General features: G+C 35.1%; 13 protein-coding genes. 5 read left to right on the forward strand and 8 right to left on the reverse strand.

The features are described 5' to 3' along the window. The 5 genes from P2W65_RS05155 to P2W65_RS05175 form a co-directional block, all read right to left on the reverse strand. The gene (locus tag P2W65_RS05155; protein WP_289663933.1) at positions 1-4,635 is read right to left on the reverse strand and encodes a PorP/SprF family type IX secretion system membrane protein; all 4,635 of its coding nucleotides are present in this window, start codon (positions 4,633-4,635) and stop codon (positions 1-3) included. Between the two features lies 1 nt (position 4,636). Continuing rightward, positions 4,637-6,070 carry a gliding motility protein SprC gene (gene sprC / locus P2W65_RS05160; RefSeq protein ID WP_289663935.1) on the reverse strand — a complete coding sequence of 478 codons (1,434 nt, stop codon included), beginning with the start codon at positions 6,068-6,070 and terminating at the stop codon, positions 4,637-4,639. Then, positions 6,067-6,474, reverse strand: coding sequence for a hypothetical protein (locus P2W65_RS05165; protein WP_289663937.1), 408 nt, complete (start codon positions 6,472-6,474; stop codon positions 6,067-6,069). Before P2W65_RS05165 ends, sprC begins: the two co-directional genes overlap by 4 nt. Before the next feature lie 101 nt (positions 6,475-6,575). After that, positions 6,576-7,868 carry a beta-helix domain-containing protein gene (locus P2W65_RS05170; protein ID WP_289663939.1) on the reverse strand — a complete coding sequence of 431 codons (1,293 nt, stop codon included), beginning with the start codon at positions 7,866-7,868 and terminating at the stop codon, positions 6,576-6,578. A gap of 190 nt (positions 7,869-8,058) precedes the next feature. Further along, a complete protein-coding gene (locus P2W65_RS05175) occupies positions 8,059-8,511 on the reverse strand; it encodes a hypothetical protein (RefSeq protein WP_091490044.1) in 453 nt (150 codons plus the stop codon). 435 nt (positions 8,512-8,946) lie between these two features. Between P2W65_RS05175 and P2W65_RS05180 the strand changes: the two genes are divergently transcribed. From P2W65_RS05180 to recA, 4 genes are all read left to right on the forward strand, one after another. Next, positions 8,947-10,095, forward strand: a complete 1,149-nt coding sequence (locus P2W65_RS05180) for a DNA polymerase III subunit (protein ID WP_289663941.1) — start codon at positions 8,947-8,949, stop codon at positions 10,093-10,095. A 7-nt stretch (positions 10,096-10,102) separates the two neighbouring features. Then, positions 10,103-10,486, forward strand: a complete 384-nt coding sequence (locus P2W65_RS05185) for a DoxX family protein (RefSeq protein ID WP_289663942.1) — start codon at positions 10,103-10,105, stop codon at positions 10,484-10,486. A gap of 35 nt (positions 10,487-10,521) precedes the next feature. Beyond that, complete coding sequence (locus tag P2W65_RS05190) at positions 10,522-11,031, forward strand: acyl-CoA thioesterase (RefSeq protein ID WP_091490696.1); 510 nt, start codon at positions 10,522-10,524, stop codon at positions 11,029-11,031. Between the two features lie 155 nt (positions 11,032-11,186). After that, positions 11,187-12,194 (forward strand): recombinase RecA, encoded by a 1,008-nt coding sequence (recA, locus tag P2W65_RS05195; protein ID WP_289663944.1) that lies wholly within the window; start codon positions 11,187-11,189, stop codon positions 12,192-12,194. Between the two features lie 554 nt (positions 12,195-12,748). Here the strand turns inward: recA and P2W65_RS05200 are convergent. Both P2W65_RS05200 and P2W65_RS05205 read right to left on the reverse strand, forming a co-directional pair. Next, positions 12,749-13,495, reverse strand: a complete 747-nt coding sequence (locus P2W65_RS05200) for a lysophospholipid acyltransferase family protein (RefSeq protein ID WP_289663946.1) — start codon at positions 13,493-13,495, stop codon at positions 12,749-12,751. Between the two features lie 129 nt (positions 13,496-13,624). After that, the gene (locus P2W65_RS05205; protein ID WP_289663948.1) at positions 13,625-14,008 is read right to left on the reverse strand and encodes a GxxExxY protein; all 384 of its coding nucleotides are present in this window, start codon (positions 14,006-14,008) and stop codon (positions 13,625-13,627) included. A gap of 292 nt (positions 14,009-14,300) precedes the next feature. Here P2W65_RS05205 and trpS point away from each other — a divergent pair, with 292 nt between their 5' ends. After that, on the forward strand, positions 14,301-15,275 hold the full coding sequence (gene trpS, locus P2W65_RS05210; protein ID WP_289663950.1) for a tryptophan--tRNA ligase: 975 nt from the start codon (positions 14,301-14,303) through the stop codon (positions 15,273-15,275). Between the two features lie 99 nt (positions 15,276-15,374). On the opposite strand, the gene dprA is transcribed toward trpS, so the two are convergent. Beyond that, positions 15,375-16,475 carry a DNA-processing protein DprA gene (dprA, locus tag P2W65_RS05215; protein ID WP_289663952.1) on the reverse strand — a complete coding sequence of 367 codons (1,101 nt, stop codon included), beginning with the start codon at positions 16,473-16,475 and terminating at the stop codon, positions 15,375-15,377. Between the last annotated feature and the right edge of the window lie 134 nt (positions 16,476-16,609).

Below are 16,609 nucleotides of genomic sequence, written 5' to 3' on the forward strand. Positions count from 1 at the left end.
TTAATTCTCCACTTTTACAATGGCCATTTTGCCGTTGTATGGTTTATTTCCTTTTGCCTCTAATGCTTTTGTTGCGTCTTGTAAACCATCATATTTCTCGTAATAGATATAATATTTACTTGTTGCTACATTATAAAAGAAATTAATATCTGTACGTCCTGCTGCAACTGCTTTAGTCAAGAACTCATCACGTTTCTCTACACTGCTGTGAACAGCGACGATTAAATAATAACCGTTGTCAGAATTTTTAATATTCTTGATAATCTGCATATTTGACTGCTCTTCTCCAAAATCAAAATCATTTGCTGTCATTGGCGCATTGCTCAATTTTGTGGTTTCCTTAATACGTTTAAGAGCGGCAACGTCTTGTGCATATCTTCCTTGATCATTTTCATAAGCCGCACGTTTAATTCTACGTTTGCGCTCAATTTCAGTCTCTGCTTTGATACGCTCTAAATCGGCTATTAAAGCTGCTCCTTCACTTTCCATTTTCAATTGAGCCGCTTTCAATTCGTTGATCTTATCCAGATACGCTTTATTTAACGGATCGTTTTTAGGGAACTTTTTAAGTCTGTCATTATACAGAGCTGTTAATCTGTCAATCTCATTCTTCATGCTCTTATTTGCATCCGCAATCTGAAGTTTTAATGCTTCTATTTGACTGTTTTCTGCTGCTACACTCTTAAATGGTTTTGGCTCTCTGTAAATTCCTCTTTCACTTAAATCATTCTCTTCTTTTAAATCATTTAAGTCTTTTTGTTTATTCGCAACAGTCGCTTTAAACTGACTTAATAAATCGCTTTGGACTTTACTTGTATTTTCAACAGACTGAGTCAAACTTTCAATCGCTTTTCCTGTATCATCTTTTGCTTTCGCTGCAAGTGCTGCTGCTTCCGCGTCAGCTTTTGCTTTTTCTGCTGCTAATCTTGCTTGACGCTCTTCCTCTTCTTTCAATAAACGAGTTTCTTCTTCAGCTCTTAATTTTTCCGTTGCTTCTGCATCGGCTTTCGCTTTCGCATCAGCTAAAAGTTTCGCCTGAAGCGCTTCCATATCTGCTTTAGCTTTTGCATCAGCTGCCAATTTTGCTTGAAGCGCCTCTGCATCCGCTTTTGCTTTTGCGTCTGCTGCTAATTTTGCCAAACGAGCTTCTTCTTCAACTTTTGCTTTTGCGTCTGCAGCTTGTTTTTCTTTTAGTGCTTCTGCATCCGCTTTTGCTTTAGCATCGGCAGCAAGTTTAGCCTGACGTTCTTCTTCAACTCTTGCTTTTTCGTCTGCAGCTTGTTTTGCTTGTAATGCTGCGGCATCTGCTTTCGCTTTTGCTTCTGCTGCTAATCTTGTTTTTTCGGCTTCTGCATCAGCCTTAGCTTTTGCATCAGCTGCCAATTTAGCTTGGCGAGCATCTTCCTCTTCTTGTAATTTTTTCGCTTCTGCTTCCGCTTTTGCTTTTGCAGTAGCTTCAGCATCGGCTTTCACTTTTGCATCTGCTAATAGTTTTGCTTGTAAAGCGACCATATCAGCCTTAGCTTTTGCATCAGCTGCAAGTTTCGCTTCTAAAGCCTCTGCGTCCGCTTTTGCTTTCGCATCTGCAGCTAATTTCGCTTGACGAGCTTCTTCTTCCACTCGTGCTTTTTCATCAGCAGCTTGTTTTATTCTTAATGCTTCTGCATCCGCTTTTGCTTTTGCATCAGCCGCAAGTTTAGCCTGACGTTCCTCTTCAACTCTAGCTTTTTCGTCTGCTGCTTGTTTTATTCTTAATGCTTCTGCATCCGCTTTTGCTTTTGCATCGGCTGCTAATTTCGCCTGACGAGCCTCTTCTTCAACTCTAGCTTTCTCATCTGCTGCTTGTTTCGCTTGTAAAGCTGCAGCATCCACTTTTGCTTTTGCATCAGCTGCTAATCTTGCTTTTTCAGCTTCTGCATCCGCTTTCGCTTTGGCATCTGCAGCTAATTTCGCTTGACGAGCATCTTCAGCTTCTTGTAATTTTTTCGCTTCCGCTTCCGCTTTTGCTTTTGCCGTAGCTTCTGCATCGGCTTTAACTCTTGCATCAGCTATTAACTTCGCTTGTAAAGCTTCCATATCCGCTTTTGCTTTTGCATCGGCTGCTAGTCTTGCTTTTTCAGCTTCTGCATCGGCTTTCGCTTTAGCATCTGCAGCCAATCTTGCTTTTTCAGCTTCTGCATCCGCCTTCGCTTTATTTTCAGCCGCTAATTTGGCTTTTGCCGCAGCTTCTGCATCCGCTTTCGCTTTGGCATCTGCAACCAATTTAGCTTGAAGAGCTTCTGCATCCGCTTTTGCTTTTGCCTCAGCATCTAATTGCGCCTGACGAGCATCTTCTGCTTGTTTCAATTTCAATGCCTCAGCATCTGCTTTTGCTTTTGCTTCAGCAGCAATAATTGCTTGTCTTGCCTCTTCGTCTGCTTTAACTTTAGCTTCAGCCGCTAATTTTTCTTTAAGAGCCGCTTCTTCAGCCGCTTTTGCTTTCGCATCAGCTGCTAGTTTGGCTTTGTTAGCTGCATCAATAGAAACTTTTGTTTTTGTTTCTGCCGCCGCTTTAGCTTTAGCTTCAGCTGCTAATCTTGCTTGTAAAGCATCTGAATCTGCTTTTGCTTTTGCATCTGCCGCTAAAATAGATTGCATATCTGCCGCCTCAGCTTTTGCTTTTGCATCTGCTCTACGTTTTTCTTCTGCAGCATCTGCTTTCGCTTTATTGTCTGCAATTAATTTTATTCTGCGTTCCTCTGCATCAGCCTTAGCTTTCTCTGCTGCTGCAAGTCTTGCTTGTCTTGCCGCTTCAGCATCTGCTTTTGCTTTTTCTGCTGCTGCTAATCTAGCTTTCGCTGCAGCTTCAGAATTTGCTCTAGCTCTTTCTACCGCAAGCTGAGCCGCTGTTTTTTGCTGTGTAGGTGTAGCTGCATTTGCAGCAGCTGCTTTCGCTTTTGCAGCATCAGCATCCGCTTTCGCCTTATCTGCTGTCGCTACTTTTGCTTGTAAAGCTTCTGCATCTGCTTTTGCTTTTGCATCAGCAGCTAATTTTATTTTTAATGCTTCTGCATCAGCCTGTGCCTTATCTGCCGCTAACTGCTCTGGTGTTTTCTGTTCAACCGGTTCAGATTTATTTGCCGCCGCTTTTGCTCTCGCTGCTGCTGCCGCATCTACTCTAGCTTTATTGTCAGCAGCTAGTTTTATTCTGCGTTCCTCAGCATCTGCTCTTGCCTTATCAGCAGCTAACTGTGCTTGTGTTTTTTGTGTTTCAGCTACAGCTCTGTTTGCTGCTGCCGTTTGTGCTCTTGCCGCAGCTGCTGCATCTGCTTTCGCTTTTGTCTCTGCTGCTAATTTTATTTTGATAGCTTCGGCATCTGCCTTCGCTTTGTTATCTGCATCTAGTTTAGCTTTTGCTTTCGCTTCGGCATCTGCTTTCGCTTTATTATCTGCTTCTAATCTGGCTTTTGCTTTTGCTTCTGCATCCGCTTTTGCTCTGTTGTCAGCCTCTAATTTAGCTTTCGCTTTTGCCTCTGCATCTGCCTTCACTTTTTCTGCTGCCAAAAGTTTTGCTTGTTTTGCTTCAGCATCTGCTTGTGCTTTTGCTTCGGCAGCCAATCTGTTTTTTTCAGCAATTTCAGCTCTGTTTACTTGAGTTGCTTCTGAATTTGGTTTAGCTGGAACTCGTTTTGGCTTAGCCGGATCTATTAATGATCCCTCATCATCATCTCCGTAATAATAATTTCTATTTTTGAATTTGTAGGCAATAGCAAATTCATGAGAACCTCCTAAGTTCGTAAAATTGCCCATTCCTCTTTCGTAATTGTATTCAATAGCAATACTTGGAGAAATGTTAATTCCAAGTCCTGCCGAAACTCCATATAATGTATTATATCCTGCTTGAGCCCAAACTCCTTGCTGAAGAGTCAGCATAGCCAAACCAGAAATAACTGTTTTATCTTTTTTTAATTCTGTCCTTACAATTCCAGAGAATTTACTTCTGTCAAAAAAACCATAGCTGTCAATATACCCCGTGTACATTGCGTGAAGCTGAATGGCTCTTTCTGGATCTTCTTTAACCATTCCCGATCCGAAATTGTAAAGCACTAAGTTGTTAATCGCTAATCCAAAATCTAAAAATTCTGTACCGTAATTAATTCCAGGATTTACGGTAAGTAATGTACTTTTTGGAAAATCTCCCTGTCCGATAGTAGTATCATCAGAAATGATTTTTCCTGTGTTTAAACCACTTTGATAAGCACCTACATTTAAACCAAAAGTCAAATTACTATCCTGTTCTAAAACTATATTATGAGCAAAGTTTCCGATAACTCCGAACACAGTCATTAATCCGTAATTCTGCTGAAAAACACCTGCAGCAAAAGCCTCATTTTCTCTAAATCGTCCAGAATAATTAAACAAATAGGTTTGCGGTGCATTTTCAAACTGTACCCATTGCCTTTTATTATAAAAACTTACATATGGGTTCGATTCACGAACAAAACTAAATGCGGGGTTAATTATATATTTATTAAACTTTAAAGAATTTCTGATAGGTAATGAAAACGAAACAACTCCATCATCAGAACCGTTCTGAGCATAGAGTACACTTGATAAACCATAAAATAAAGTGATGAATAGTAGGATTTTCTTCATATTATTTTATAACAGTTATTGATCCTTTTTTTTCACCAGCATCGCCTTTAATGACATAGTAATAAACCGGATTTACATTCTTAAAATCTATATTGCTTTGAGGCCAATCGCCTTGATAATTTACTACGTCCAAAACTTTATCTCCATTTGAACTTATAATAATAACTTGGGTGCTTGCATTCTTGTATTCGTCAGGAATATTCCAATAGGGGTTCATTCCGCTTAATTTTATGATATTGGGAACAACGGTTGATGGCCCGGAATCTCCATTGATTCTAAATGAAAATTCTTTGGTGGCAACACAACCAGCCGTCTGAGATATTTTTACTTTATAATTACCTTTAACTGAAACCGTATAAGATCTTGAAGTCTCTCCAGAAATCAAATTATTGTTTAAGTACCATTCGTAAGAAGCGTTTGTAGCATCTGTAGTAACAGAAACATTTAAAGTTTCTCCTTCACTTAATTTATATCCATCTTCAACATCAATACTTGCATCAAAACCATTACTTTGAAGATTAATGCTTCCCGTTGCTTTACATCCTCCAAAATCAACTTCGACAGTATACAAACCAGATTCATTTGTTGAGTAAGTTCTATTTGTTGCTCCAGCTATTACGGTACCATCTTTTTTCCAAACATAGGCATTTCCTGAAGTAGCTGTTAAAACAGTTCCTGCACCACTTGCACAAAAAGGATTTCCTAAACTTGAATCTATCGTGGCTGCAGATCCACTGCTTGACGAAGTAACATTAACACGATTAGAACTAAAATTCACATCTGAACATTGTCCATAATCGATTTCAGCATAATATTTTCCTGTGCTGTTAACAACTATATCTTTAGAACTTTGTCCCGCAATAAGAACATCATCTTTATACCATTTGTATTTTATACCTGAAATAGTTAATGGTGATGGGGTTTCTGCGCTAATAGAAAGTGTTAAACTGCCGCCAGAACAAATCATGGCAACGTCGCTTTTGTTATTAATGAAAAAAGAGTTTTCGTATGGCTTAAAATAAGCTGGAAAAGAAGTATTGCCTAAAGAATTTCTAAATCTTGAACTAGTAACTCCTGTGGAGCTTTTCACTCTCAGACTATAAGTATCAGAACCTACTAGATTTGTTGGAACTGCGTATTTTATTGTTTTCTGTGTAGCAGAAACATCAGTTGTTTGAAGTAGTGTTGTAGCAATTGGAGAAGTAAAATTTCCCGCAGCGTCTGAAAGCTCAACTACGAAAGTAGTACCTGCGGGAAAATCTATATAACTAAAAGTTGCAAAAAATTCATTGAATGAATTACCAGCACAAAGTTTTTCTAATCCGTCGAATGTCTGTGGCACTATTGTTTGGGCATAGGCATTCGATCTAGCAAAAAACAAGATGCTAAATAAAAATAAAAATTTGGTAAAAGATAAAGTAATTTTTTGAATCATATAGTGCGTGTTCTGGCTAAATCTATACGCTCAAAAAACAGAATATCTATGAATGTTTCTGAAAAATCATATTTATAGTTTTCGATTATATCTTTTGCAAGAATCGAAGTTGCTGTAAGAGATGAATCTTCTTTACAATCGTTTAATACCGAATTTGATTCAGCGGCAATAGTAAGGCTATCCTTGGGGGTGGACATCCTTACTATTAACTGATTAAAATTATCTGTACTGCTGTTTTCAACTACAGCATTATTAGTATTGTTTTGGTTATTTGCCAACGTTACACAACTATCAGAACCAGAGGCCATAGTAGGTTTCCCTGCTGTATTCTGTGCATATAGAGTTAACGATATAGGCGAAACCAAAAATATTATATATAAAAAATATTTTTTCGTAGATACCATTATGTTTTGATCTTTATTTGGTCCGCTTAAGACGATACATAAATTGTGTCTGGGGACTTAATTAATAAAATTTACGCGTGGAAATAAAAATCGAAATCTATTTATCTATTGCCGCTTGAAGCCGTGATTTTTCCTAATTGTAATCTGTAATCTGGTTTTTTAGGATTTGCGATATCAATGAATGTTTCATTGTTACTGCTTTGAGAATAAACATTAAAGAATACACTGTTACCATACCAGCTCTCTAAATCTTCGTTGTTAGAATTGTACTCTGTAAAGATGTTTCCGTTACATAAGTTGAAGTACATTTCTTCAAATTTGATTTTTTTAAGATTAGCATCGTTGATCTCAATTTTACTGTCTAATAAAACAGCAGGATTAAATCCAGAGATTACACTGCGTTTCAATTCAAGAGAGGCAGCTTCAGCAACATAAACACATTCTTTTACTAATCCAGCTTGGATATCAGCTTTAATGTTTTCACTATCATTAAGCATAGTAATATTTGTAGCAGCTACAAGAGTTTGTTTTTTTGTAAAATCTGTTTCGTTCTTTTTCTCATAAGATTTCACCTCCATACAACGAGATCCATCTTTATTACTTGATAAGTAAGAAGATCTAACGGCTAAAGAGTTGAATAAACGACATTGAACACCTTGTGTAAATTTGAAGTCGTCGTTGATAGATTTATAAGAAACTAATTTAGATGCATTCACGTCACCTCCGAAGAAAGCAAATGAATCTCCTCCAGAGAAGCTTACCATTACATTGTCAATAACCGTTTTGCTACCAACTCCAGCAATAGTTAAACCATTGAAAGTATCTGCACCTTTAACTTTTTTACCTGCAAATTCGATTCTAACGAATCTTAAAATTCCAGAGTTTGAAGCTACGTTGTCTCCACCATAAGTAGTAAGGGTTGGATCTAAATCAAGGTTGTAAGAACCTACATTTCCAAATTTATTAATTGGAGCATCTCCAAGAATTACCACTCCACCCCAGTCTCCAGCTTTTTTCATGCTGCGGTTTGAAGTAAATACGATTGGATCTGTTTCTAAACCGTCTGCAATAATTTGAGCACCTTTTGTAACTACCAATGTTCCTTTTGTTTCGAAATCACCAATAATTAAAGTTCCTGGCTCAATTGTTAAAACGGCGTTGTTTGTAACATATACGTTTCCTTGCAAAACGTAGATATTTCTTTTCAGCAATTTAGTATTAACAGAAATGTTTCCTGCTAAAATTTGGTTTGCTTCTCCATAGTCCACTTTATTAGGCTTAAATTCGGTCCAATTATTTAACCAATTGTTGTAGCCCATAATTCCTTTCTCTTGTTGAGCACTCATACTCGTAACTGTCAAAAGAACGCAGATTAATTGAGTAATTTTTTTCATGATTAGGGGGTATTAGGGTTAATAATAAATTTGGGTATGCGTAAATGAAAAAACTCCTCTCGAATTTTCTGAAATGATCAGAACATTCGAGAATGAGTCTTTTTTTATTTTGTTTTTCAAAAGCATCCACTTAGATTTTATCCATCTACGTAAAGACTTCGAAAAAGGTTTTAAAAAAAATTAATCAATATTACATTTCGTTCAAATCGTTGAACTCGTGTAATGATTTCAATGTACTTTCGTAAAATAAAATAGCCGCAATTAGATTTCCTTTATCAGAGTAAGGCATCATCTTTCTTTGGAATTCTACTGTTGTATCCAAAAATGTTGATGTACCCACTGCTTGAGCATCTAATATTTTTTTGTGATCGCCATCGTCTGGAATACCAAGATCGGCCATAGTAACTCCAGGTTTTGTAACCAAAGCAATGTATGGAAGAGTTTTCACTAAAACTTTGATACGCTCAATGTATAGCTCCAAAAGTTCCCCTTTTTGCATACCACTCAATTCTTTTTGATCATGGTATTTACGAATAAGAGCTGTTGTACTAATAATACTTCTTGGCGCGTTTTTAGCCTGTGCCGAAACGGCTGCAGTAGTTAAGATAAAAAGTGCACTTAGCAGAGTAATTTTCCCTTTCATAGATTCTTATTTATAATTGGTTCTTGATAAAAACAAAAATATAGAAATTAACTTAAACTCCAAGAGTAATGATTTATTTTTTCAAAAAAAAACCTTAAAAAAACCTTAAAAATCAGTCTTATGTCGAGAAAATGTGCGTTTTAACGGGCTTTTTGTTAAATTCGTTAAATCTAAAACCGTAAGATTATAACTATAAAAAATGAAGTTTTTTTCTTTTAAATAATAAAAAAAAACTTACGTTTACGAACTTTCCTAAAAAAAATATTAACAAAAACATCTTGATATACACTCATATTGAGCCATTTATTAACAAAATTATTCTCGATAACGACCAAAAAAAATCTTAAAGAGCACCTCTTTTTTTAAAATTATGAGTATCAAATAATCTTTATCCTGAAAATTTTTGACTACATCATTTTCTTCTATCTTTGCTCCATGCAATTTTCTCAAATTTTAGGTCAAGATTACATCAAAAGCCACTTGACAAAAAGTGCTGCTTCTGGTAGAATTCCACATGCCCAATTATTCGTTGGTCCAGAAGGAAGTGGTACGTTAATAACTGCCATTGCTTATGCACAATATATTTTATGTGGCAATACAGGCGATGAAAATTCAAACGGAAACGATTCCTGCAATCTAAAGTTTGATAACATATCCCATCCTGATCTCCATTTTATTTATCCAACTGTTACTACCGAAGATGTAAAAACAAAACCAAAAAGTTTAGATTTTATACAAGACTGGCGCAGTTTCATTCAGGAAATGCCCTATGGCGGTTTGTTTGACTGGTATAAAATTCTGGGTGTTCAAAACAAACAGGGAGAAATTCGTGTTGAAGATGCACAGGAAGTTTTAAAGTCGCTTTCGCTGAAATCTTACGAAGGCGGTTATAAAATTATGATTATTTGGATGGCAGATAAAATGAATATCGCCGCTTCGAATAAACTGCTAAAACTTTTAGAAGAACCTTCAGATAAAACTATGTTTATTCTGATTTCTGAAAATGAGGAAGATATTATACAAACCATACGTTCTCGCTGTCAGGTAATTCATTTTAATGCACTTCCGGAAAAAATCATTGCAGAGGCTTTAGTAGCTCGTGAAAATACTGATCCCAATTTAGCCAAAAAAATTGCGCATCAGGCACAGGGCAATTTTAGCAAAGCTTTGCATTTGTTAAAAGAAGACGATGACGATTTACCGTTTGAACAATGGTTTGTTAACTGGGTTCGTGCTGCCTTTAGAGCAAAAGGAAATGCGGCCGCTATTCAAGACTTAATTTCTTGGAGCGAGCAAATAGCTGCGTTGGGACGCGAAAGTCAGAAAAAATTTATTCAGTACTGTATAGAAATGTTTCGTCAAGCTCTTATGCTGAATTATCAAGCTTCTAGCCTGGTGTACATTGAACCAAAAGTAGATAAATTTAAACTGGAAAATTTTGCACCGTTTGTCAACGGAAATAATATTCATGAAATATTCAAGGAACTTTCAGATGCTATGTATCATATTGAAAGAAACGGAAATGCAAAAATTATCCTAACCGATTTATCAATAAAATTAACTCGTTTAATTCATAAAAAATAGATTTCAAATGAACAATATTGCCTCAATTTTAATTTTAGCTTTTTTAGCTTTAACTTTCTTACAGTCAGGTTACGAAAAAATATTTTATTGGAATGATAATGTGACTTGGCTCAAAGAGCATTTTTCTAAAACGAGATTAAAAAACCATGTTCCACTGGCATTAGCACATTTGTTAATTGTAGAGTTAATTTCTGGAATTTTATGTGTTGTTGGCGGTATCCAATTATTCACAAATAACGGACGAGAATTTGGTTTATATGGAGCTATATTTTCATGCATCTCTTTGTTAATGATGCTTTTCGGACAAAGATTAGCAAAAGATTACGATGGCGCGAGAACTATTGTAATTTACTTTATACCAGCTGTAATGGCGGTTTACTGGTTGAATTAAGACAACCACAATTTTTAAATTTTTAGATCAAAAAAATGAATCCAAAACATCCTTCAGAATCTCTAACTATTTTAACTGATTTAGTTTTACCGAGCGAAACTAATCCTTTAAACAATCTTTTTGGTGGCGAATTATTAGCCCGAATGGATCGCGCTGCAAGTATTGCTGCCCGAAGACATTCGCGCCGAATTGTAGTTACAGCTTCTGTAAATCACGTTGCTTTTAATAGAGCTATTTCGCTTGGAAGCGTTGTAACAGTCGAAGCAAAAGTTTCAAGATCTTTCAAAAGTTCTATGGAAGTATTTATAGACGTTTGGGTAGAAGACCGCGAATCTGGAAACAGAACAAAAGCCAACGAAGCTATTTATACATTTGTCGCTGTAGATGATACTGGAAGACCAGTCGAAGTACCGCCAATTGTACCAGAAACTGAACTAGAAATCCAACGTTTTGATGCAGCTTTGCGCCGTAAACAACTTAGTTTGCTTTTGGCTGGCAAAATAAAACCTTCAGATGCCACAGAATTAAAGGCATTATTTTTATAGTCTAATTTTGTGACAATTTGGAACAATTGGAAATAATGAAACTTCAAAAAAAGAAGTAATTTTACAAATTATAAATCTGATTAATAAAATTAAGAAGGAATTTTCTTAATTTTATCCAGAAAGGCAAATAACAAATTAGATAATTTAAGATAAAGATGAGTTCAGACAAAGAAGCCAAATTAAAAGCATTACAGTTAACACTAGATAAACTTGACAAAACCTACGGAAAAGGAACCGTAATGAAAATGGGCGACAGAGCCATTGTGGAGGTAGAAACGATTTCTTCAGGTTCGCTTGGTGTTGATTTAGCTCTTGGAGTTAATGGTTATCCAAAAGGAAGAATTATTGAAATATATGGTCCAGAATCTTCTGGAAAAACTACTTTGACGCTTCACGCTATTGCAGAAGCTCAAAAAGCCGGAGGTATTGCTGCTTTTATTGATGCGGAGCACGCTTTTGATAGAAACTACGCTGAAAAATTAAATGTTGATATTGAGAATTTAATCATTTCTCAACCAGACAACGGAGAACAAGCTTTAGAAATTGCCGAAAACTTAATTCGCTCTGGAGCAATTGATATAGTAGTAATTGACTCGGTTGCTGCCTTGACCCCAAAAAGTGAAATCGAAGGTGAAATGGGAGATTCTAAAATGGGTCTTCACGCACGTTTGATGTCCCAGGCATTGAGAAAACTTACTGGAACTATCAGTAAAACAAATTGTACTGTATTCTTTATCAACCAGCTTCGTGAAAAAATCGGTGTAATGTTCGGAAATCCGGAGACTACAACGGGAGGTAACGCCTTAAAATTCTACGCTTCTGTACGTTTGGATATTCGTCGATCTGCTCAAATTAAAGACGGTGAAAACGTAATTGGTAATAGAACAAAAGTAAAAATTGTTAAAAACAAAGTGGCGCCGCCTTTTAAAACTGCCGAATTTGATATTATGTACGGAGAAGGTGTTTCTAAAACTGGTGAAATCTTAGATTTAGCAGTAGAATTTGACATCGTTAAAAAAGCAGGATCTTGGTTTAGCTATGGTGACACCAAATTAGGGCAAGGTCGTGATGCCGTTAAAGCTTTGATTAAAGACAATCCTGAACTTGCTGAAGAATTGGAAGTAAAAATTAAAGAACAAATAAAAGAATTAGCAGACGCTTAATTCATTTCCATAAATAAAAAATACTGATTTTGAGTCCGATAGATTCTAAAATTCTATCGGACTTTTTATTTTTTAGAAAAATTTAAAATCTACGCGCAACCATTTCAGTAAATCATAATCTTATAAAAAAGCAAGTTTCCAAAATTGATATGCCATACATCAATTTGGATTTTTTTAGAATTTACATTGGTTGGTTATTTGAACAAAAATCCGTTAGTTATTGGGTACTAACGGATTTTTTATCATTTTTTTACTTTTTTGACGCAACCTTTTCCGCTTTTCCGTATCTATACTAATGTGACGTTAACTTGAGTTATGATTAAACTCTTTATTATCAACCATTAATATTTTTAACCATGAAAGAAAAAATAGAATTGTTGTACAGTAAAAACCGAAGAAAAACCAAATTGAAATTTAAAAAAGTATTACGTTTTATTTCCGAAAAGATAATTCACAGATAATAACTTTTGAATAAAAATAGGGGGTTTTTAATTCAAAGAAAAGCCGGTAGATTTTAAGAAATCTACCGGCTTTTATATTTTAAATTATCTTGGTTAATTCTTTTTTTGAAAATCAATTAATCCATTATAAATCATAGTTCTAACTTGATCCCTCAACTCTTTTCTGTGATCGATTGTTAAATCTTTTGTTTCAATGAAAGGAAGAATTCTCGCTCTCATTTTCCCAGGACTTCCGCTCAAAAAGGTATACGAAAAACGTTCTTTATTATCTGGAAAAACAATTGGTACAATTGGAATCTGGTGATCGATTGCTAGTCTAAAAGCACCGTCTTTAAATTCGTCCAGCAAAATACTTTCATCATCTGGAACACCGCCTTCAGGGAAAATACAAATACTTAAACCTTGGTTTAAACGGCTTTGAGCTCTTTTAAAAACTTCATTTTTGCTTCTTGAAGAATTTCGGTCAACCAAAATACAAGTTCGTTTATAGAAAAATCCAAAAAGCGGAATCTTCACCAACTCTTTTTTTCCAACAAAAACAAACGGATTTTTAATTAGGGCCAACATAAGCATAATATCTGTCATCGAGGTATGATTAGCAACAATCATGTAACTTTTGCCTTTAATGAGCTTCTGTTCGCGTTTTACGGTATAGTAAAACCCCATTCCGAAAAGGATAAATTTCGCCCAAATTCGAGCCATTTTAAAAAAATAAGGATATCCTTTCTCTGAAGCAATAGAAATCAGTAAAAATGGCAACATAATCAAGATTGGAACCGCCATTACAACGTAAAACCAAACACGCCAAAGAATCCAAAAAGCAATTTTAAGTATTTTCATAGCTTCAAATGTAATAAAACGGAAATGAATTTTAAACAAGAATTTGACTGGTCTATTATTCAACGCAAAGAACACAAAGGATTTTCGCAAAGTTTTAAAGTTTTTTTGCTTTGCAATAAGTTCACAAAGCTATGTCGTTAAATTATTTGCAACTCTTCTAATGCCGTTCTTTAAAAGACTTTCGTTGAAATTTATAAGTAGACCGAGTTTAAAATTTCCAAGTTTTAAGTATGTTAATGTTTGAGCCAAATGGTTAACAGTGAGTGATTCTACGCTTTTTATTTCGACTAATAATTTGCTTTCTACAAGTATATCAATACGATATCCACAATCAAGCTTAACTTCTTCAAAAACCAATGGCAAAGCTTTTTCTTTTTCAACAAAAAGCCCACGTTGACTTATTTTATAAAACAAACATTCTTTATAGACATGCTCTAACAAACCCGGCCCAAGTTTTTTATGAATTTCAATGGCAAGTCCGATTACAATATTTGAAATTTCGTTTTCTGTCATACTAAAAAAAATATCAAATTTATAAATATTTTCCTATATTTAAAAAACGGTGAGTATTAAACATAAAAGTTTTCATTGAAGACCTCTTCATTAAAGATAAAGCTTTGTGAACTTCTAGCAAGGCTATCTGCTTCAAGAGAAACAACTTCTTTACTTTGCGAAAATCCTTTGCGCTCTTTGCGTTAGAATAAGCTCACAAAATCTGCTTAAACACCACGTTCCAAAGAAAAACATATCCAACTTTGCGGTTAGAAAAAACATCACGACATTTGCAATTCAGAAAAAATTGAGAATGGCAAAAATACTTACGGGTGTTCAAAGTACTGGAACGCCGCATTTAGGAAATTTATTAGGAGCAATTATTCCAGCAATCGAATTATCAAACGATCCGACTAACGAATCTTTTTTGTTTATTGCTGATTTACATTCAATCACTCAGATTAAAGACGGAAAAACTTTAAGAGAGAATACCTACAGCACTGCTGCAGCATGGCTTGCTTGTGGTTTAAATCCAGATAAAGTGACGTTTTACAGACAATCTGATGTGGTGCAGACTACTGAATTGACTTGGTATTTAAGCTGTTTTTTTCCTTTTCAGAGATTGACTTTGGCACATTCTTTCAAAGATAAAGCTGATCGTCTGGACGATGTTAATGCAGGACTTTTCACTTATCCAATGTTAATGGCAGCAGATATTTTATTGTATGATGCTGAATTTGTTCCTGTTGGAAAAGATCAGTTGCAGCATTTAGAAATTACACGTGATGTAGCTTCTCGTTTTAATCACCAAATGGGAGAAACATTTGTACTTCCAGAAGCAAAAATTCAGGAAAACATCATGTTGATTCCGGGAACAAATGGAGGAAAAATGAGTAAATCTGCCAATAACATTATCAATATTTTCTTGGATGATAAGACCTTACGCAAACAAGTAATGAGTATCGAAACAGATTCGACACCACTTGAAGATCCAAAAAATCCTGATACTTGCAACGCATTTGCAATCTATTCCCTTTTAGCAAATGAAGAGCAAATCGCTCAGATGAGAGCTAATTATCTTGGCGGAAATTATGGATACGGCCATGCAAAACAAGCTCTATTTGAATTGATTACAGAAAAATTCAAAACAGAAAGAGAGAAATATAATTACTACATCAACAACCTTGAAGAAGTAGATGCCTTATTGAAAAAAGGCGCAACTAAAGCTTCTGTAATTGCTGATGGTGTTTTGGCAAAAGTTAGAGAAGTTTTAGGGTTTTCGAAATAATTTTCTAACTCTTGACATATTTTAAAATCAAACGTTGATTGGTTTCAAAACTGATCAACGTTTTTTTTAATTCAACAATTATATATAGGATTTTCTGCGTTAAATTGATTCAAAAAGTTTTCCAGGAAGTGGTCTTATTAAGCCTTTTAATTCCATATTTAAGAGAATTCCAGACATTTTGAAAATCGGAAAATCACATTCAATGGCAATAATATCAAGTAATTCCTTTCCGTTAACTTGGAGAAAATCATATACTTTTTGTTCTTCTGGTTCCAAGTCAACAAAAAGTAGTTTCTGGATTGGCTTTTGTTTTTCTTTAATATCCCAATTCAGCATATAAATCAAATCTGCGGCATTGGTTAATACGCTAGCTTTTTGAGTTTTAATCAAATTATTACAGCCTTGACTATATTTATCTGTTACTCTACCCGGCACTGCAAAAACATCACGATTGTATTCATTGGCCATGTTCGCTGTGATTAATGAGCCACCTTTGTCAGCAGATTCAATTACAATTGTAGCTTCACTCATTCCAGCAACAATGCGATTTCTGCGTACAAATTTTTCTTTATCAGGATTAGAATCACTCCAAAATTCAGTAATAAAACCCCCATTCTCTTCGATCTTTGCCATATACTTTTTATGTGTTTTCGGATATATCTGATTTAATCCGTGAGCCAAAACACCAATGGTCTGCAAATTATGATCTATAGCGGCTTGATTCGCCACGATATCTACGCCATAAGCAAATCCGCTTACGATTACAGGATCTAGTGGAGCTAAATCTTCAATCAATTTTCTGCAGAATTCTGTTCCATAAGAGGTAATCTGTCTAGTTCCGACAATGCTGATTATTTTCCTGTTTTTAAAATCTAATTTTCCAGCCGTAAAAATTAAAATAGGCCCATCAAGACAATGTTTTAGCCTTTCAGGATAACTTTCGTCTTGAAAAAAAGAAGTTTGAAGGGTATTATTTTTAATAAAAAACAATTCTTTTTCAGCTTTATCAAAAACGCTTTTATCTTTTAGGTTTTTCAATAAGACACTTCCAATTCCGTCAACTGTTGCGAGTTGGCTATTTTTTGCCTTAAAAATAGATTCGGCATCACCAAAAGAATGCAATAACTTCTTTCCCATAATATCTCCTACTCCATCGACTTTTAGAAGCGCAAGCAAATAAAACAACTCTTGATCATTCATCTTTTATAATATTATGTAAAATAGAATTTTTATTTTATCATTTTAAAAGCGCAAATATCAATAAAACAAAGTAAATTCTTAATAATTTTTACTGTTAAATTTTAAAATCATTTCTAGAATTACATAAACACTGG

The sequence above is a fragment of the Flavobacterium panacagri genome (assembly GCF_030378165.1).
GTDB classification, from domain to species: domain Bacteria; phylum Bacteroidota; class Bacteroidia; order Flavobacteriales; family Flavobacteriaceae; genus Flavobacterium; species Flavobacterium panacagri.